Below are 17543 nucleotides of genomic sequence, written 5' to 3' on the forward strand. Positions count from 1 at the left end.
GCCCCAACACACGTCAACCTTCACCGGAGTTCACCATGAAACTAGCCCTGTCCCTTCTGCTGGCCGCCACCCTGGTCACCCCGCTGGCCACCTTGGCCGCTGAAAGCCACGACCATGGCGCGGCCGTGTCCCATCCCATCAAGCTCAATGCGGGCAAGAAATGGGCCACCGATGCGCCGCTGCGCAAGGCCATGCAAGAGATCAAGGCATCGGTAGACCGCACCCTGCCCGCCGCCCATGCAGGCAAGGCCAAGGCGGCCGATTTCGATGCCTTGGGCCAGGCGGTCACGGCCCAGATCGGCTACATCGTGGAAAACTGCAAGCTCGACCCCAAAGCCGACGCGCAGCTGCATGCCGTGATCGCCGAAATGGTGGCGGGCGCCGACATGGCGCAAGGCAAGGAGGGCGACCCGGAGCGCGCGTCGGGTGTGGTCAAGATCGCGCAGGCGCTCAATACCTACGGCGCCTATTTCCAGCACCCGGGCTGGAAGGCAACCCCGTTGCCGCATTGAGCCTGGCCTGAGATCACTTGGTTTTGAAGGCGGCTCTGATCCGCATGAAGCTGTGCTCCTCGGCACGGCCAGAGGGGAAGGGGAGCCGGGCCGCCCTTCGGGCCATCGCTGCGCTCGGCCCCGGCGTTGGCAGCACGCGCGGCGCAGACGGCGCAGGCATTGGGGTCGGATCACGATTTCGCGCAGCGAAACTCGTGCTCAGATCCCAATCCCGGAACGAAGGGCGCAACGCGTTTCCTTTGGCATGCACGTCTGAGGCAGCGCATTTGAGTTCCAGACGATGAGCGGCTGTTGTCGGCCAGGAGCAGCCGGTGGGCGCATGGAGAAGCTGTCCTTCAACGTAGAAGTAACCGGCCGCCGGAGTCGAAGGCGGAGGGGACCTGCAAGCGTAGCTTGCAGGCGGTCCGGTTGACTGCCGGGTTGGGCCTATGTAGCGACACCACTGATGTCCTCCACGGTAATGTGTTTTTCTTCGCCGTTCCCTGCGACGATCAACTCCAAAAGGACGGCTGCTTTGTCGGCAACGGGCACCGGGCATTCGACCACAGCAAACAACCCTGTGGTGTTTGGCGAGAAATACTTAACGGTAATTGCACGCGGCAAGTAAGCGCCAGACGCAACTGTAATGGGCGATGCAACCGCACTCATGAAATCGGCTTCTATTGCGGCGGCGGGCGGGCGGTCATAGGCGAGGGCGTACCCAAATCGGCTAGCAAGACCGGCGTAGTTATGGCGCACTAGTAAGGCGCGCGCCTCTTCACCAAAAACAGTGAGTGAGGTCTCGTCAGTCTGCGTGGGGAGGAGCTTCATTCAGAGGCACAACGTAATGTCCAGAGCAAAGCCTGCTCTATAACTTGGACGCTGCTCCATAAGTTGGTCATGCATCCCTCCTGGAGGTGGCTTGCAGCCTACGTTTTCAGCGACCTTGCTGTGTAAACGTCCAGGTATAAAAATTCCGTGAAACCCGGCACGCTTGCATCGGGGGAAACTATAGCTTGCGAAGAGGTGAAATCTGGGCGCTCGCAGGGCAAGTTCTGGCTGCGGGAGCGCTGGGTAGCGCATCGCAGACCCCTTTGGAGAATGATGCCCACCGTCGGCTTCGGGTCGACAACACCCAACCGAAAACCCCCCATTTCAGCCATTGCCTTGCCTTCAAAAGTTGCCCCTCGAAGGTCCGCAGTCTTGACGCCAAGGCACTCGCCCCCTACCGCCCAAGAAACATCGCATCCACCTTCGGCAGCCCCTCGAAGCAAGCGAACGTCCCCCCGTCCGCAATCTCTTTGGCCGCGTGCAGGAACCCCGCCCAGGCCGTGCGCGCCAGGGCCCCACCGACGCTGATCCGGCGCACACCGAGGTCAGCCGCCTCGGCGACAGTGATGTACGGCGCATTGATCAGCAGGTTCACCGGTTTCGGCGCCACCGCGGCGACGACTGCGGCGATATCTTCTCGCTTGTGAATCCCCGGTGCGTACAGGCAGTCGGCGCCGGCCTCTGCATAGGCCTGCAAGCGGCGGATTGTCTCGGTGATGTCCGGGCGCCCGCAGATGAAGCCTTCTGATCGGCCGGTGAGCAGGGCGCCACTGCCCGCCCCGTCAATCGCCTGCCGCGCAGCCTGGATTCGGGCGACCGCGAGTTCGAAGTCGTGCAAGGGGTGCTCAGCGTCGCCTGTGGCGTCTTCAATGGAAAGCCCCGCAATGCCCGTGGCCACGGCGAGTTTCACGTTGGCTGCGACCTGTGTCGGCTCAATGGCGAAGCCACCCTCGAAATCTGCGTTCACGGGCACGGCAACGGCGGCAACGATGTGGCGCAGGTGCTCAAGCGCCTGGTCAAGGGTGATCTGGTTGTCCGGGAGGCCGCGCGACCACGCGAAGCCTGCGCTGGTGGTGGCCAAAGCCTTGAATCCCATTTGCTCCAGAGCCCGTGCGCTCCCCACATCCCAGGGGTTCGGCATCACAAAGCAATTCGCGTCGTGCAAGCGGCGAAACGTTTCGCACAGTGGTTCATGTGCTTCCATGTCTTGGCTCCAAGAACACAATAGAAGGGACGATTTTGCGCTTGCAAGCGTGCCGGCCGATGGGCGGGCAGGGCACGCACGTCCGCCAGCCCGATTGGCACCACCTCCTGATGGGTGGTGAACTGGGCCGCAAGACAGATTTCCATTCGAAATCTAGAATTCCCGTGTTCCAGCCGCCTCATCGAACCCGTTTCAGTGGTTCGCGCGCCTGCTCCAGAAAAACTCCTTCCAATGTCCAGTTTTGCCGCCACGCTGAGGCCGCCCCGAGCCCCCAAGGCCGAGTACCGCGTGCTGGGCGCCATCAGCGCCTCGCACATGGTCAACGACATGATGCAGTCGCTGATCCTGGCGATGTACCCGATTCTCAAGGGCGATTTTCACCTGAGCTTCGTGCAGATCGGCTTCATCACGCTGACCTACCAGTTGACGGCATCGCTGCTGCAGCCGCTGGTTGGCCTGACGACCGACAGGCGGCCGCAACCGTATTCGCTGCCCTTTGGCATGGTCTCCACCTTGTGCGGTTTGATTCTTCTGGCCTATGCGCCGACCTACGCGGTGTTGCTGCTTGCGGCTGCGTTTGTGGGCTTGGGGTCGGCCATCTTCCACCCAGAATCGTCGCGTATCGCCCGGCTGGCATCGGGCGGGCAGCACGGGCTGGCGCAGTCGGTGTTCCAGGTGGGTGGCAATACGGGAAGCGCGATTGGGCCCTTGTTGGCAGCGGCCGTGATTGTTCCTCTCGGCCAGCGCAGCGTGGCCTGGTTTGGGCTCGCCGCACTGCTGGCCATCGCGATGCTGCTGCAGGTGAGCCGTTGGTATGCCGCGCACAACCTTGCGGCTGGGCCGGTCAGCCTGCGAGCCGCACCAAGCTCGCCGCACCCACGCGGCGTGGTGCTGTTTGCCATTGGCGTGTTGCTGGTACTGATTTTTTCCAAGTATTTCTACATTGCCGGCATCAGCAGTTTTTACACCTTCTACCTGATCGAGAAATTCGGCTTGTCGGTGCAAAGCGCGCAGGTGCATCTCTTCATCTTCCTGTTTGCCTCGGCCATCGGCACGCTCGCCGGTGGGCCGATTGGCGACCGCATCGGGCGCAAGCCGGTGATCTGGGCGTCCATTCTCGGCGTTGCGCCCTTCGCGTTGCTGCTGCCGCATGCCGATTTGTTCTGGACCACCGCACTCACGATCGTGATTGGGCTGGTGCTGTCGTCGGCTTTCTCGGCGATTCTTGTGTATGCGCAGGAACTGATGCCAGGAAAGATTGGCGCGGTATCCGGCTTGTTCTTCGGCTTTGCATTCGGTATGGGCGGCCTTGGCGCCGCGGCGCTGGGCTTGTTGGCCGACCGCACCAGCATCGAGTTCGTCTACAGGGCGATCGCCTACCTGCCGTTGCTGGGCGTCGTGGCCGCCTTGCTCCCCAAAAGCCAGAGAGCGGCTGGGTAGCGTTGCGTCGCGTGGGGTGCCGCGCCCCTTGTGGCGCGCCATGCTTGTCTCTCAAGGTGATTTAACGTCTGCGGCGGGGCAAGTCGGTTTCCTGGCCTCACAATGGATACAGCAGCCTGTCGAACCTGGAAAGCGTCGGCTGCACACCGTCTCTTCAATGAACCCCTTTTCACCTACCTCCGGCACCAGCGCCAAAGCCCGGCTGACAAGGACGTTCCGCTCGCTGGGCAGGCGCAACTACCGCGTCTGGGCCGCCGGTTCGTTTGTCTCCAACATCGGCACGTGGATGCAGCGCATTGCCCAGGATTGGCTGGTGCTGACCCAGTTGACCCACAACAGCGGGACGGCGGTGGGCGTGGTGATGGCGCTCCAATTCGGCCCGCCGATTGTCCTGATGCCCGTGGTGGGGGCCGTGGCCGATCGCGTGGATCGCCGAAAAATGTTGCTTGCCACGCAGTCGGCGATGGCGGCCACCGCACTGGGTCTTGGCCTGCTGGTGCTTACGGGGCTTGTCACGCTGTGGCAGGTCTACGTGTTTGCCGGGCTCATGGGGTGCATCAGCGCTTTTGATGCTCCGGTGCGCCAGACCTTTGTCGCGGAACTCGTGGGCGATGACGATCTGCCCAATGCGATCGCGCTGAACTCGACGCTGTTCAACAGCGCCCAATTGATCGGCCCAGCGATCGCCGGGGTGCTGATCGCGGTCTTGGGAACGGGGTGGCTGTTCATCATCAATGGCTTGAGCTTTGTCGCTGTCCTCACGTCGTTGCTGAAGATGCGCGTTGGCGAGCTCCGCCGCCTGCCCAAGACCGGCAAGCCCGGAGTCGCCATGGCCGACGGCCTGCGGTACGTCAGGCACAAGCCCGACCTCGTCATTGCCCTGGCCATGCTGTTCCTGGTGGGAACCTACGGAGTCAATTTCCCGATTTTCATCTCGACCATGTCGGTCACGATCTTTCATGGTGGCCCCCATCAGTACGGAGCGCTGTCGTCGGCCATGGCGGTTGGGTCCGTCCTGGGCGCCTTGCTTGCCGCTGGACGCGAGCAGCCCCGACTGACGATTCTGGCCGCCAGTGCCTTTGGATTTGGCGTGATGTGTACGCTTGCCGCGGTCATGCCCAATGTCTGGTTGTTCGGCTTGGCTTTGGTGGGGATGGGCACCATGGCGCAAACGTTCACCACCTCGACCAACAGTCTGGTTCAGTTGAGAACGGAGCCCGCCATGCGTGGGCGCGTCATGGCGATCTATATGGCCATCTTCCTGGGGTGCACGCCGCTTGGCGCCCCTTTGGTTGGGTGGGTGGCCGACGGTTTCAGTCCCCGCTGGGCGCTCGGGGTCGGCGCGGCATCGGGTTTCGTTGCCTCCATCGTCGCGTTCGCCTACCACCGCTACCGCATCGGCAAAGTTCGGGCACAGCGCTGAACGGGGCGGGTGCCACCCTTGTGCGGTGGCAACCGTTGCCAGGCCTCGCTCTACGAGGAAGGCGCCCCCGATGGGTTCGCCAGCGCGGCGATGGGGGTTTGTGCGGTTTAATTCCGCATGCCTACACGCCCATCCCACCTGCTGTCACCCTGGACGATCGTCATCACCGGCCTTGTCTCCCTCGCGATCGCGATGGGGATCGGCCGGTTTGCCTTTACGCCATTGATGCCGCTGATGCTGCGGGATGGAAGCTTGGATGCGGTCACCGGAACCGAATGGGCCGGCGCCAACTACATCGGCTATCTGGTCGGGGCGCTGACGGCCTCCATGTTTGGGCGTTCGCCTCGAAACGGTATCCGCATAGGGCTGATCGGGGTTGCGCTGACCACCGGGTGCATGGTCTGGGGCACGGCTTCCCTTCCCTGGCTTGGCGCAATTTTGCGCGGCAGCGCCGGTGTGTTCAGTGCCTGGGTTCTGGTGTGCGCAAGCGGGTGGTGCATGTCCGAACTGGCCCGCAGAGAGTCCCCTTCATTGGGCGGATGGATGTACACCGGTGTCGGCCTGGGGATTGCGCTGACCGGCGTTTTGGCCTGGCTCGGAGGCAAGCAATCGGCCCTGCTGCTCTGGATGGAGCTTGGTGTGTTGGCGGCTGCAGGCACGGCTTACGTGCTGCGCAGCCTGGCTGCTCCCTCTGCCGCTTTGGCGCCCCCGGCGGCCAACACGGGCGCCCATCGGACGGAGGGGCCGCATCCTGGCAAAGGCCATCTGGGGTTGGTGTTGTGCTACAGCGCTTTTGGCTTTGGCTACATCATTCCGGCCACGTACCTGCCCACCATGGCGAGGCAACTCGTCTCTGATCCGCTGGTCTTCGGCCTGACCTGGCCCATTTTTGGCGCGGCGGCGGCATTGTCGGTGGCTGTTGCGTCCCGCTGGCTGTCGGCCTGGCCGCGCAGAAAAATCTGGGCCGCAGCCCAGGCCGTCATGGCCTTGGGCACCTTGCTTCCGCTGTGCCAACAGTCTTTGTGGACGTTGACCGCTTCGGCGGTTTTGGTGGGAGGCACTTTCATGGTCGCCACCATGGCCGGCCTGCAATTGGCGCGGGAGCGGATGCCCTCCAACCCGACACCGCTGCTGGCCCGCATGACCGCCGGTTTCGCGGCCGGCCAAATCGCCGGCCCGCTGCTGGTGCGATGGATCGGGAGCACCCAGTGGGCAGGCTGGGATGCGCTCCATTGGGCAAGCGCCGTTGCGACGGTGCTCTTGGCCACCAGTGCGCTGTGGCTCTGGCGCGGTGCGAGCGGTGTGCTACCGAGGACATAGCATGCGTTAGCCAAACCACGGGTTCAACCTGCCTGCCGCAACATTTGCCCAATCATGATGCAGCGCTCTCCGCAGCAAATGCACCTGCGCCGCTTGTGTTAGCGCGCAGGGTATTACTCTGCGGTTCCGGGCCGAATTCGCAGTCATCAAGGGGCTGTTGCCAAGCCGGTTAGTCCGCCAGGTGGTGGGGATGAATGAATTAGCCCCAGTGAGCGTGCCATCAGCACCGCCTGGGATCGTTGCTGCACGTCCAACTTCTCGAATACATTTTTGAGGTGTGTTTTTACCGTTTCGGCCGAGATCTGCATGGTTCGGGCGATCTCTTTGTTCGACTGGCCCTGCGCGACCAGCTCGATCACCCGGGTTTCGCGCTCGGTGAGAACGCTCTGCACCGGGTCGGCGTTCTGTTTTCCCGCCTGGGCGTCGGTCAGCAGGCGGTGAACGAATTCCGTCAGCTCGCCATTGCAATATCTTGAAACGAGGAAGCGTGTCAGCAGGCGGTGCGGCTCATCGCCTTCGTCCAGCACGCTACGCAGAGTGCCGCTTTGCTGCGCAGCCTGCAAGGTGGTGCGCAGTTGTGTAAAACAGGCGTCCTGCTCGCCTGCAGCCATGTGGGCCATGGCCAAGCAAATACCCAGAGGCAGTGCGCGCAGCCCATGCGCCGCTGTTTGTGCCTCCTGCAGCAATCGGATCAGCGATTGCCGCGCCTGCTCGGTGCGCTGGTCAGCCAGCGCCATGCGCGCCAGGGCGATGTCGCGCAGCACCAGCAGACCCGAGCGTGAGCATAGCGGCGTGGGGCTGGCATGGGCAGCCAGGCGCTTGAGGCGGATGGATGTGGCGTTCGCTTCGTCCAGTCGCCCCTCTTGGATAAGCAGCCGTATGCGTTCGAGCAGCATGGTGCCCACCAGCCTGTCCCAGCCACGGTTGTAGCCAATGGCCTCAGCGCGCTCCAGCAATTCGAACGCCTGGGTGTGATTGCCCTGGCGCTGCGCGGCGTTGACCAGTACTTGGTACGCCTGGATCACGCTTTCGTGCATGGCGGTGTTGTCTATCAGTGGCAGCAATGGCGAGAGCAATTCGACCGCCTGCTGCCAGCGGCCCTGCTGGTAGTGCAATTGGGCCATCAGCGGCGCGGCCAGTGCCGAAGACACCGACAGAGAGCCGCCGTGTTTCTGAGCGCAGCGCAGCGCCTCGCGTGCGTGGCGCTCGGCCAGATCCAGACGAGCTTTTTCCAGCTCGATGCTGCCCAGGATGAAGTGGCGATAGACAGTGGAAAATGCGTTGTGCTGCTCTTCGGCCGGTGTGGTTGCCTGCCAAGGCTGCTCGTACACTTGCACCAGATCACCCGCCTTCCAGTGCACGTAGCGCATGACGTTGCTCACTGCGTTGCGCGTAAAGGTGTCGCCTGCATGGTGGTGCTCATTCCACTGCCGGGCGAGGGAGCCGGCGCACTCGGAGTCATCCTGTAAAGCAGTGTTGACGGCACGGATTGCCAGGCACTCGCCCAGCGTATCGTGCCGTGCCTGGCAATTCAATGAGGATTGGGCGGCACGCTCTATTTCGTCGAGCAAGGGCTCGGCCTCCGCAAAGCGCATGGCCAAAGCCAGCCCCCAGGCCACGGCCAGTTGCACCTGGGGCTGGGTGGCCAGCAGCGCGGGTGGTAGCTGGCGGCGCCAGCCCAGCAGGGTCAGCAGGTCGCCCGTTTTCACCAGCGCCATGCCGCAGTGCGCCAGCCATTCAATGGCCTGTGGCTGGTCGCCTGCCTGCAGTGCGTGGCGCACGGCATCGCTCCAGGCGCTGTGGCTGGCAAACCAGTGGGCTGTGCGCCGGTGCAGCTGGTGCGTGTCCAGCCCCAGGCGCTGGCTGATGCAGCCCAGCAGGTGTTCGCGCAGCAACTGGTGGTAGCGCAGCCAGCGGCCTTCACTGTCCATGGGTTCGATCAGCAGATGGTATTGCTGCAGCAGCGCCATATGGGCGGCACTCTCCGTGCTGGCACAGACAGCGTCGCACAGATCGGGTGTGAGGCGTTCGAGTACGGCGGTCTGTGCCATGAAGCGCACCGTATCGGGCGGCAGGCTGTCCAGCAGGTCTTCAAACAGGGTGGTAAACACCGAAGAACTGCCGCCTACGGCTGCGTCCAGTGCCCCGCCCAGGCTATGGCCCAGGGTCGCCAGGCGCAGGGCGGCTGGCCAGCCTTCGGTGCTGGCGTGCAGAGCGTTGATCTGTGCAGCATCGTGGGACTGGGTGTCGGCGCTGTTGAGTAGCCGGGTTGTCTCGTCCAAGTCAAAGCGCAGTGCGGTGACGTCCACATCCAGCCACTGACCGTGGGCACGCAGCCTTGCCAGCGGCAGGGAGGGCGTGATGCGCGAGGTAACGACCAGATGCAGTTGGGGCGGTGCGTGGGTGATGAAAAACGCCAGCGCGTCATGGATCGCTGCGTCATGGATCCACTGCCAGTCGTCCAGCACGACGATGGCTTCTCCACCGAAGCTCTCCAGGTCATTGAGCAGCAGCGACAGTACGGCGCGGGGCGCTGCCAATGCTCTGCCTTGCAGCAGGGGCAGTGCTGCATCGCCCACGCCCTGGCCCAGGCGTTGCAGGGCCTGGGCCAGGGCATAGAGAAAACGGGCGGGTTCGTCGTCGTCCTGCGACAAGCTTAGCCAAGTGCAATGGTGGCCCTGCGCCTGCCACCACGCCACCCAACTGGCGGCCAGCGTGCTTTTGCCAAAACCGCCCGGCGCGGTGAGTGTGACCAGCGGCACCTCCAGCACCTGGTCGCGCATCGCATCCAGGCGAGGACGGGCGATAGTGCCGTGCGGCGGGCGCACGACCCGTATCTTGGTGCGCAAAAAAGTGTCTGGAGGGCCGGCGGACATGGCACCCAGTCTAGCCAGGGCCTGGGCCGCAAGTGAGAGGGCTTGCCCCATCCCCCGGGGCATCCCCTGCGCCATCCCCCATCGAGGTGTGTTCAGGCCCCGTGCCGGGGGATGGCGGTGTGCGCCAGCGGTTTCTACAGTGGCTGCACTGCTTGTGAAGACCGCAGGCAGCGCCGGACAACCCACAAGAGACAGGAGACAACGATGGCCTATGTGCCTATGACCCCTCTGGGCGCTGAGCCCGATTTTTCTGACACCGCCGCAGCCATCCAGGCTACGGTGCGCCGTTTTGCCAGCGAGGTGCTGCGCCCACTGGGCCGCCAACTCGACCGCATGGCGCCCGAGGAGGTGATTGCGCCCGACTCGCCCCTGTGGCCCATGTACGGCCAGTTCGCTGCGCTCGGTTTTGGTGTGGACGATCTGCTGGCCATGGAGCCGTTCGAGCGCTCGCGCACGATGTCAATTTTGTTCGAAGAGCTGGGCTGGGGCGACTCGGGCCTGGCAATCTCGATTGGCGCAGGGCTGATTCCAGCCATGATCAGCGCCATCCTGGGCAACGACTTTTGCCGCAGCCTTGCCAGCGACGACAAGCTGGGCTGCTGGATGATCACCGAGCCCGACCACGGCAGCGACACGCTGGACCCGGCGCGCATGATCTTCCATCCGCAGGGCGAGTACGGGCGGCCCAACTGCGTGGTGACGATCCAGGGCGACGAGCTGGTCATCACCGGCCAGAAATCCGCCTGGGTTTCCAACGGCACCATCGGCCAAGTGGGCATTCTCTATGCTGCCTGCGACAGCGGCAGCGGACCGGACACGCGAAAAGGCGCCGTGGTCGTCGTGCCCATGGACACGCGTGGCATCACGCGCGGCAAGCCGCTGGACAAGATGGGGCAGCGCGCGCTCAATCAGGGCGAAATTTTCTTTGACAACGTGCGCCTGTCCAAGGACCACCTGTTGGCTGGGCCCGACCAGTACCAGCAGGCGACCTACTTGGTGCACACCCTGGCCAACGGGTTGATGTCGGCCACCTTCACGGGCTGTGCGCGCGCCGCCTATGACTTGGCGTTGGCTTACGCGCACGAGCGCCGTGCCGGGGGCGTGCCCATCATTCGCCACCAATCGGTGGCGCACCGGCTGTTTCACATGTTCCGCAAGGTGGAGGCGTCCTGCGCCTTATCACGCCGGGTGCTGCACTACAACTTCCAGGCGCCGGTCATGGCGCTGCAGGCAGCCATGGCGGCCAAGGTGACGGCAACACAGACCGCTTTTGAAGTCGCCAGCGAGTCTGTGCAGATGCACGGCGGCAATGGCATGACGCGCGAGTACCCGGTGGAAAAACTGCTGCGCGACGCCCGCGCCTCGCTGATCGAGGACGGCTGCAACGAAATCCTCGCCATCAAGGGCGGCTACCACCTCATCAACCCCGATCTGCTTTAACCCCACCCCATCTAGGAGACATCTCATGGCAACGCAATACCAAGTCGTTCTCTACGGCGCCAGCGGCTACACCGGCAAGCTCGCCGCCTGGAAGCTGGCCCAACGCGGCATTCCCTTTATTGCCGCCGGGCGCAACGCCGACCGGCTGAAGGCCGAGATGGCCAAGATCCCTGAACTGGAAGGCCACGACTACCTGTGCGTGGGCGTGGCGCACGACCAGGCCGCATTGACCGAGCTGTTCAAGGGCAGGCAGGTGGTGCTCAACGTCGTCGGCCCCTTCATGCAACTGGGCAAGCCCGTGGTGCAGGCGGCGCTCGATGCCGGTTGCCACTACTTTGACACCACTGGCGAGACGGACTGGATGCTGTACCTGCAAAAGGAATACGCCGCTGCCTTCGAGCGCAAGGAGCTAGCGCTGTGCCCGGCCAATTCCTATATGTGGACCGAAGGCGCGATTGCCGCTGAGATTGCGCTGGAGACCCCGGGCATCGACACGCTGGACCTGCTGTACTACGGCGACGCGCAGGTGAGTGTGGCCTCGACCATGTCGTTTCTGCGCATGTGCACCAAGCCCATGTATTACCTCAAGGGCGGCGAGCTGGTGCAGTGGCCCTGGGCCACGGCGTACGACGTGGCGGTGCCTGGTGTGCATCGCATCATGAAGGCCATGCCCTGGGGCGGTGCCGGCGAACCCGTGTGGTATCAGGGCCATGAACAGGTCAAGAACTGCCAGGTACTGTTCTCGCTGGGGAACCAGGAGTTGTTCATGGGCATCATGGGGGTGCTGCAGCAGTTCGAGCAGGAGCACCGCCATCTGGATGCCGCCGCTCAGGAAGAGATGACCAACGCCATCGGCCAGCAGATCACCCAGGTCGAGCCGCCGCGCGAGACGCCCAAGCTCCACCGAGCCGTGGTGTCCTGCCAGGCGCGGGGCAACACGCAGTCGGTCAGCGTCATTATCCGCGGCAGCTGCGCCTACTCGCAGACCGGCGTGTTCGCCGCCGAGGCCGCGCAGCGCGTGCTGGGCAAGCAGCTCAAGGCAGTGGGCTTTGGCTCGGGTGCGCGCATTCTGGGCGCACGCCAGTTGCTGGCGGCGCAGGCGAACGAAGGCTACCTGTCTTGGGAAGTCCGGACGCATTGATTGCTCCTTGATTGATAGCTTCCAGCGCTTGAAGAATGAGCGCTGGAGGTTTTTTTGACTCATATTCTTGGAGCATCCCGTGGAACCGATCTACATCGTCGGCGTCGGCATGACGCCCTTTGGCCGTCACCTGCAATGGAGCGTGAAAGACCTCGCGCGCCAGGCCGTGGAGGCGGCGCTGCAGGACGCGGGCTGCGAACCCGCCCAGCTGCAAGCCGCCTACTTCGCCAACGCCACCCAGGGGCACATGGAGGGCCAGCACATGGTGCGTGGGCAGCTCGCGCTGCGCGCCATGGGCATCGGTGGCATCCCCGTGGTGAACGTGGAAAATGCCTGCGCCAGCGCCAGCACGGCGTTGCACTTGGCAGTGCAACATGTGCAAAGCGGCGCGGCCGACATTGTGCTGGCCGTGGGCGCGGAAAAAATGGTGTCCGAGGACAAGGCGCGCATGTTCGCCGCCTTCGACGGCGCCTGGGACGTGCACGATACCGAGGCCAGCCAGGCGCGCCTGCTCGCCATGGGCGAGGGTGTCACGCCGCCCGCGGGCAGCCAGTCGCCGCGCCCCTACAGCGTGTTCATGGACATCTACGCTGCCATGGGCCGCATGCACATGCGCGCTTTCGGCACCACGCAGCGCCAGTTCGCCGCCGTGGCGGCCAAGAACCATGCGCATTCGGTGCACAACCCGCTGGCCCAGTACCGCGAAGCCATGAGCGTGCAGCAGGTGCTGGCTGCGCCGCCCATCAGCTACCCGCTCACGCTGCCCATGTGCTCGCCGGTCAGCGACGGTGCAGCGGCGGCCATCGTCTGCAGTGCGGCAGGCCTCAAGCGCTTGCAAGGAGATGCACGCCGAGCGGTGCGGGTGCTGGCCTGCGTGCTGCAGACCGGCAGTGAGCGCGAGGCGATGGACCTGGAGAACCACCTGGTGCGCAAGGCCTCGCACCGGCTCTACGAACAGGCGGGCGTGGCCCCGCAGGATGTGGGCGTGGCCGAGGTGCATGACGCCACGGCGATTGGCGAAATTCTGCAGTCCGAGCTGCTGGGCCTGGTGCCTCCCGGGCAGGGCGGCCCGGCGGCCGAGCGCGGCGAGACGAGCCTGGGCGGGCGCATCCCCATCAACCCCTCGGGGGGGCTGGAGAGCAAGGGGCACCCCATCGGTGCGACGGGACTGGGGCAGGTGTTCGAACTGGTCACGCAGCTGCGCGGTGAAGCTGGGGCGCGCCAAGTGCCAGACGTGCGTATGGCGCTGGCGGAAAACGGTGGTGGGCTCGCGGGCGTGGAAGAGGCCGTGGCCTGCCTCACGCTGCTGGGCCGCTGAACAGGAGTACACAGCATGAGTCTTTACCCCGACAACATTTTCGCCGGCATGGTCGCCAACCGCGCGGCCGAGCTGCCGGACTTCGAAGTGTTCACCGTCGAGGGCGGCGGCCAGCGCCCCGACGAGGTACGCAGCTACCGCCAGCTCTGGGACAACGGCCAGCGCATGGCGCAGGTCATGCTGGACCTGGGCATCGCACCCGGTGAGCGTGTGGCCCTGCTCATGGCCAACCATGTGGAGTTCGTTGAGGCCATGGTGGCCGCGAGCATCGTAGGTGTGGCCGTGGTACCCATCGACCCGCGCACCAAGGGCGACAAGCTGCAGTTCCTGCTTGCCAGCAGTCAGTGCAGCGCCGTTTTCGCCGCCGACTATGCGCTGCCTCATCTGCAGCCGCTGCGTGCGCGCCTGTCTGGCCTGCGCTGGGCCATGGCCTTTGCTACCGACGAGGGTGAAAGACCTCTGTCGAACTACAAGGATGTGGTGAATTGGGAGGCCGCCGCGCCATTGATCGCTCCCGATCTGCCCATTGTCACCACTGACCCGGACGCCGCGCTGGAGCTGATCTTCACCTCCGGCACTACGGGCGACCCCAAGGGCATCGTCCTCACGCACCGGCGCTACTGCGACACCGTCGCCCTGGCCCAGCGCCTGTTTGCCTACCGCGACGATGACGTGCTGTATTCTGGCCTGTCGCTCACCCACGCCAACGCCCAGCTGTTGACCTTGGGCGCGGCTCTGGCCTGCCGCCTGCGCTGCGTGCTGTCGCGGCGCTTCACCAAGTCGCGCCTATGGGACATCACGCGCAAATACGGCGCCACCAGCTTCACCCTGCTGGGCGGCATGACCACGGCGGTCTATGCCGAGCCGCCCAAGGCCAATGATGCCGACAACCCCGTGCGCTGCGTGGTGTCCGCCGGCATGCCTGCCGCCATCTGGCAGGATTTTCAGCGCCGCTTTGGCGTGCAGGTCCTGGAGTTCTACGGCGCTGCCGAAGGGGGCCTCACCTTCAACTACCCGGGCCAGGGCCCGGTGGGTAGCATCGGCAAGCCGCCGCCCACGTTCACCTATCGCATCGTCGATGAGGCGGGCAACGATGTGCCACGCGGTCAGGGTGGCGAGCTACTGTTCCGCCACGCCAGCGGTGTACCCTTTGCCATCGAGTACTACGCTAACCCCGAAGCCTCTCAGCGCAAATGTGCGGGCGGCTGGCTGCACATGGGCGACGTAGTGCACGAGAACGACGATGGCTGGCTGTACTTCGACCACCGCAAGGGTAGCGGCATCCGGCGCAACGGCGAATTTATCGCCACAGCCTTCATAGAAAAAGCGATTGCTGAGTCGGGTTTGGTGGACGATGTGTATGTCTACGGCATCGCCAGCGCGCAGCTGGCCCCGGGCGAGAAAGAGGTGGTGGCCGCCGTGGTGCCTAAGGATGCCGTGGAATTTGACGCGCAGGCGCTTTTCCAGGCCTGCCTGCACCAGCTGGAGGCAGGTATGGTGCCGAGCTTTATCCAGGTGCTGAGGCAGATCCCCAAGACAGCCTCGGAAAAACCGCAGGATCGTTTTCTGGCTGAGGCCTTCGCGGCGCAACCTGAGACCATTTTCCGGCGCACTGTTGGGTCATAGCAAGCTTCCATTGAACGATAGGTACAGCTCTTTTGGGTTCGGTTACATCATTCCGGCGACGTACTTGCCCACCATGGCAAGGCAACTCGTCTCTGACCCGCTGGTATTCGGTCTGACTTGGCCCATTTTTGGCGTGGCGGCGGCGCTGTCGGTCGCTTTTGCGTCTCGCTGGTTGTCGGCCTGGCCGCGCAGAAAAGTCTGGGCCGCAGCCCAGGCCGTCATGGCCTTGGGCACCTTGCTTCCGCTGTGCCAACAGTCCTTGTGGACGCTGACCGCTTCGGCGGTTTTGGTGGGAGGCACTTTCATGGTCGCCACCATGGCCGGCCTGCAATTGGCGCGGGAGCGGATGCCCTCCAACCCGACACCGCTGCTGGCCCGCATGACCGCCGGTTTCGCGGCCGGTCAAATCGAGGGCCCGCTGCTGGTGCGATTGATCGGGACCACCCAGTGGGCGGGGTGGGATGCGCTCCATTGGGCGAATGCAGCCGCTACCGTGCTGTTGGCTGCCACGGCGTTTTGGTTGTGGCGCGGTGGTCGCAGCGTGCCGCCTCATCGATAGGCCAATCGGCCGCCCAGACAGTGGCGTCGTTTGCAACGTGTATGCGGCCACTGCCAGCGGCGCGGGTTGATCGGGAACACCAGGGTAGTCAGGCGGGTATTGCCATACGTCGTCGAGCGCGAAGGCACCGGGACGGGAATTTCCCATGCTTGTCTTACAGAGCGCAGTGCCTATCGCTGACCTGGATAGTGGGCTGCAGCGCATCCACTGTGGCTACCTCCTAGAGGAACGGTAGCGCGCGCCAGCAAATCCTTGCGGCCACGCTTGCAAGAAAGTCCCCATGCCCGGCAAAGCACAGGATTCACAGACGAACCCACCCTCCAGCGCAGATTCCTGGCTGAACAAACTCGGGCCTGGCTTGGTCACCGGGGCAGCAGACGATGACCCCAGCGGCATCGCGACCTATTCGCAAGCGGGTGCCCAGTTCGGTTTCGAGCTGTTGTGGAGCCTGCTGCTGACGTATCCGCTAATGGTTGGCATCCAGATGATCAGCGCGCGCATTGGACGGGTGAGCGGCCATGGCCTGGCCACCAATATCCGCCAGCATTACCCAGCCTGGCTGCTGTACACCCTGGTGTCCCTGCTGGTGCTGGCCAACACCATCAACATTGCCGCGGATATATCTGCCATGGCAGACGCAGTGACCTTGATTCTGGGTGGCAGCGCGCATTTGTATGTGGTTTTTTTCGGGGTGCTATCGCTGTTGCTGCAGGTGTTCATTCCCTACAAAAACTACGTTCGCATCCTCAAATGGCTGACCTTGGTGCTGCTTGCCTACGTGGCGACTGCGTTCATGGTGAAGATTCCTTGGTCCGCTGTGCTGACGAAAACGTTCTTGCCGCATATCCAGTGGAAGCCGGACTACATCACCACCGTCGTGGCGGTATTTGGCACGACCATCAGCCCCTATCTGTTCTTCTGGCAGGCGTCGCAGGAAGTGGAAGAAATGCGCGTCGAACCGCGTGTCCAGGCGCTTAAAAAGACCTTGGGCCAGGCCGACAAGCAACTGCAGCGGATCAAGATCGACACGACCATCGGCATGGCTTTCTCCAATCTCGTCGCATTTTTCATTGTGCTGACTACGGCCGTGACATTGCATGCGCACGGCCTCACCGATATCCAGACCTCGGCCCAGGCGGCAACGGCACTGCGGCCCATCGCCGGAGAATTCGCCTTTCTGCTGTTCACGATAGGCATCGTCGGCACCGGGTTGCTGGCAGTGCCAGTGCTCGCGGGCTCGGCGGCTTACGCGGTGGCTGGAACGTTTCACTGGAAGAGCAGTCTGGAGAGCAAGCCGATGGCTGCGAAAGCGTTCTACGGCATCATCGCGGCGGCCATGTTGTTCGGTATGGCGATAGGTTTGTCGCCTATCGACCCGATCAAGGCCTTGTTCTGGAGCGCCGTGATGAACGGCGTGATCTCGGTGCCCATCATGGTGGTGATGATGCTGATGGCCGCGCGCAGTGACATCATGGGCTCCTTGGTGGTGGGCCTTCGCCTCAAAGTCTTGGGCTGGTTGTGTACTGGCGTAATGTTGGTGGCTGTGCTGGCCATGCTGATCACCATGGCAAGCTGATGGTGCGAAGGAGGCAGTGCTTGGTCGCACGGGCAATGCCGGTTGCGTGCCGGACAGGAATCTGCGGCGGTCGGTCCGGCCCTCCCGATCGGCGCAAGCACCGCCGCCGAGCAGTTGAGCCTGCAGGGGCATGCGTGGGCCGAAGCCGGCTAGCGGCCCGCCTGCCGCGCCGTGGGGACATACGAAAACAGCGCTGCGTCGCTACACTGATCTGTTCTTCCCCCTGCATGTACCGTGCTGACCCTTTTGAACCGCCTGTAGGACGTGTAACCCATGACCACCCCCACCCCTTACACCC

13 protein-coding genes are annotated in these 17543 nt (G+C 63.8%); 10 read left to right on the forward strand and 3 right to left on the reverse strand.

All coding sequences use genetic code 11. The annotated features are described in order from the left end of the window. Positions 1–35: 35 nt before the first annotated feature. A complete protein-coding gene (locus tag AC07ZH_RS08535) occupies positions 36–512 on the forward strand; it encodes a hypothetical protein (RefSeq protein WP_495199365.1) in 477 nt (158 codons plus the stop codon). A gap of 426 nt (positions 513–938) precedes the next feature. Here the strand turns inward: AC07ZH_RS08535 and AC07ZH_RS08540 are convergent, their stop codons facing one another. Together AC07ZH_RS08540 and AC07ZH_RS08545 are read right to left on the reverse strand one after the other, a co-directional pair. Next, positions 939–1322 (reverse strand): hypothetical protein, encoded by a 384-nt coding sequence (locus tag AC07ZH_RS08540; protein ID WP_495199366.1) that lies wholly within the window; start codon positions 1320–1322, stop codon positions 939–941. 394 nt (positions 1323–1716) lie between these two features. Then, a complete protein-coding gene (locus tag AC07ZH_RS08545) occupies positions 1717–2526 on the reverse strand; it encodes an isocitrate lyase/PEP mutase family protein (protein WP_495199367.1) in 810 nt (269 codons plus the stop codon). A 231-nt stretch (positions 2527–2757) separates the two neighbouring features. Between AC07ZH_RS08545 and AC07ZH_RS08550 the strand changes: the two genes are divergently transcribed. The 3 genes from AC07ZH_RS08550 to AC07ZH_RS08560 all read left to right on the forward strand — a co-directional run bounded on the left by AC07ZH_RS08550 (position 2758) and on the right by AC07ZH_RS08560 (position 6709). Next, a complete protein-coding gene (locus AC07ZH_RS08550; RefSeq protein WP_495199368.1) occupies positions 2758–3966 on the forward strand; it encodes an MFS transporter in 1209 nt (402 codons plus the stop codon). 202 nt (positions 3967–4168) lie between these two features. Next, positions 4169–5389, forward strand: coding sequence for an MFS transporter (locus AC07ZH_RS08555; RefSeq protein WP_495199380.1), 1221 nt, complete (start codon positions 4169–4171; stop codon positions 5387–5389). 117 nt (positions 5390–5506) lie between these two features. Then, positions 5507–6709 (forward strand): YbfB/YjiJ family MFS transporter, encoded by a 1203-nt coding sequence (locus tag AC07ZH_RS08560; RefSeq protein ID WP_495199369.1) that lies wholly within the window; start codon positions 5507–5509, stop codon positions 6707–6709. 146 nt (positions 6710–6855) lie between these two features. Here AC07ZH_RS08560 and AC07ZH_RS08565 read toward each other — a convergent pair whose 3' ends face one another. Then, the gene (locus AC07ZH_RS08565) at positions 6856–9585 is read right to left on the reverse strand and encodes a winged helix-turn-helix domain-containing protein (RefSeq protein WP_495199370.1); all 2730 of its coding nucleotides are present in this window, start codon (positions 9583–9585) and stop codon (positions 6856–6858) included. A 204-nt stretch (positions 9586–9789) separates the two neighbouring features. Here AC07ZH_RS08565 and AC07ZH_RS08570 point away from each other — a divergent pair, with 204 nt between their 5' ends. From AC07ZH_RS08570 to AC07ZH_RS08595, 6 genes are all read left to right on the forward strand, one after another. Next, entirely contained in the window at positions 9790–11025 is a 1236-nt protein-coding gene (locus AC07ZH_RS08570) for an acyl-CoA dehydrogenase family protein (RefSeq protein WP_495199371.1), read from the forward strand. Between the two features lie 25 nt (positions 11026–11050). After that, the gene (locus tag AC07ZH_RS08575) at positions 11051–12166 is read left to right on the forward strand and encodes a saccharopine dehydrogenase family protein (RefSeq protein WP_495199372.1); all 1116 of its coding nucleotides are present in this window, start codon (positions 11051–11053) and stop codon (positions 12164–12166) included. A 79-nt stretch (positions 12167–12245) separates the two neighbouring features. Next, a complete protein-coding gene (locus AC07ZH_RS08580; RefSeq protein ID WP_495199373.1) occupies positions 12246–13484 on the forward strand; it encodes a thiolase family protein in 1239 nt (412 codons plus the stop codon). A 15-nt stretch (positions 13485–13499) separates the two neighbouring features. Beyond that, a complete protein-coding gene (locus AC07ZH_RS08585; RefSeq protein ID WP_495199374.1) occupies positions 13500–15110 on the forward strand; it encodes an AMP-binding protein in 1611 nt (536 codons plus the stop codon). 10 nt (positions 15111–15120) lie between these two features. Beyond that, positions 15121–15669, forward strand: coding sequence for a YbfB/YjiJ family MFS transporter (locus tag AC07ZH_RS08590; protein ID WP_495199375.1), 549 nt, complete (start codon positions 15121–15123; stop codon positions 15667–15669). A 280-nt stretch (positions 15670–15949) separates the two neighbouring features. Continuing rightward, positions 15950–17245, forward strand: a complete 1296-nt coding sequence (locus AC07ZH_RS08595) for an NRAMP family divalent metal transporter (protein WP_414080296.1) — start codon at positions 15950–15952, stop codon at positions 17243–17245. The last annotated feature ends 298 nt before the right edge of the window (positions 17246–17543 follow it).

Source organism: Simplicispira sp. GW247-4R2A, assembly GCF_059424465.1.

Excerpts from the sequence above, each read along its gene's own strand:
- AC07ZH_RS08535 (WP_495199365.1), top strand. The coding sequence starts at position 36 with ATGAAACTAGCCCTGTCCCTTCTGCTGGCCGCCACCCTGGTCACCCCG.
- AC07ZH_RS08540 (WP_495199366.1), bottom strand. The coding sequence starts at position 1,322 with ATGAAGCTCCTCCCCACGCAGACTGACGAGACCTCACTCACTGTTTTT.
- AC07ZH_RS08545 (WP_495199367.1), bottom strand. The coding sequence starts at position 2,526 with ATGGAAGCACATGAACCACTGTGCGAAACGTTTCGCCGCTTGCACGAC.
- AC07ZH_RS08550 (WP_495199368.1), top strand. The coding sequence starts at position 2,758 with ATGTCCAGTTTTGCCGCCACGCTGAGGCCGCCCCGAGCCCCCAAGGCC.
- AC07ZH_RS08560 (WP_495199369.1), top strand. The coding sequence starts at position 5,507 with ATGCCTACACGCCCATCCCACCTGCTGTCACCCTGGACGATCGTCATC.
- AC07ZH_RS08565 (WP_495199370.1), bottom strand. The coding sequence starts at position 9,585 with ATGTCCGCCGGCCCTCCAGACACTTTTTTGCGCACCAAGATACGGGTC.
- AC07ZH_RS08570 (WP_495199371.1), top strand. The coding sequence starts at position 9,790 with ATGGCCTATGTGCCTATGACCCCTCTGGGCGCTGAGCCCGATTTTTCT.
- AC07ZH_RS08575 (WP_495199372.1), top strand. The coding sequence starts at position 11,051 with ATGGCAACGCAATACCAAGTCGTTCTCTACGGCGCCAGCGGCTACACC.
- AC07ZH_RS08585 (WP_495199374.1), top strand. The coding sequence starts at position 13,500 with ATGAGTCTTTACCCCGACAACATTTTCGCCGGCATGGTCGCCAACCGC.
- AC07ZH_RS08595 (WP_414080296.1), top strand. The coding sequence starts at position 15,950 with ATGCCCGGCAAAGCACAGGATTCACAGACGAACCCACCCTCCAGCGCA.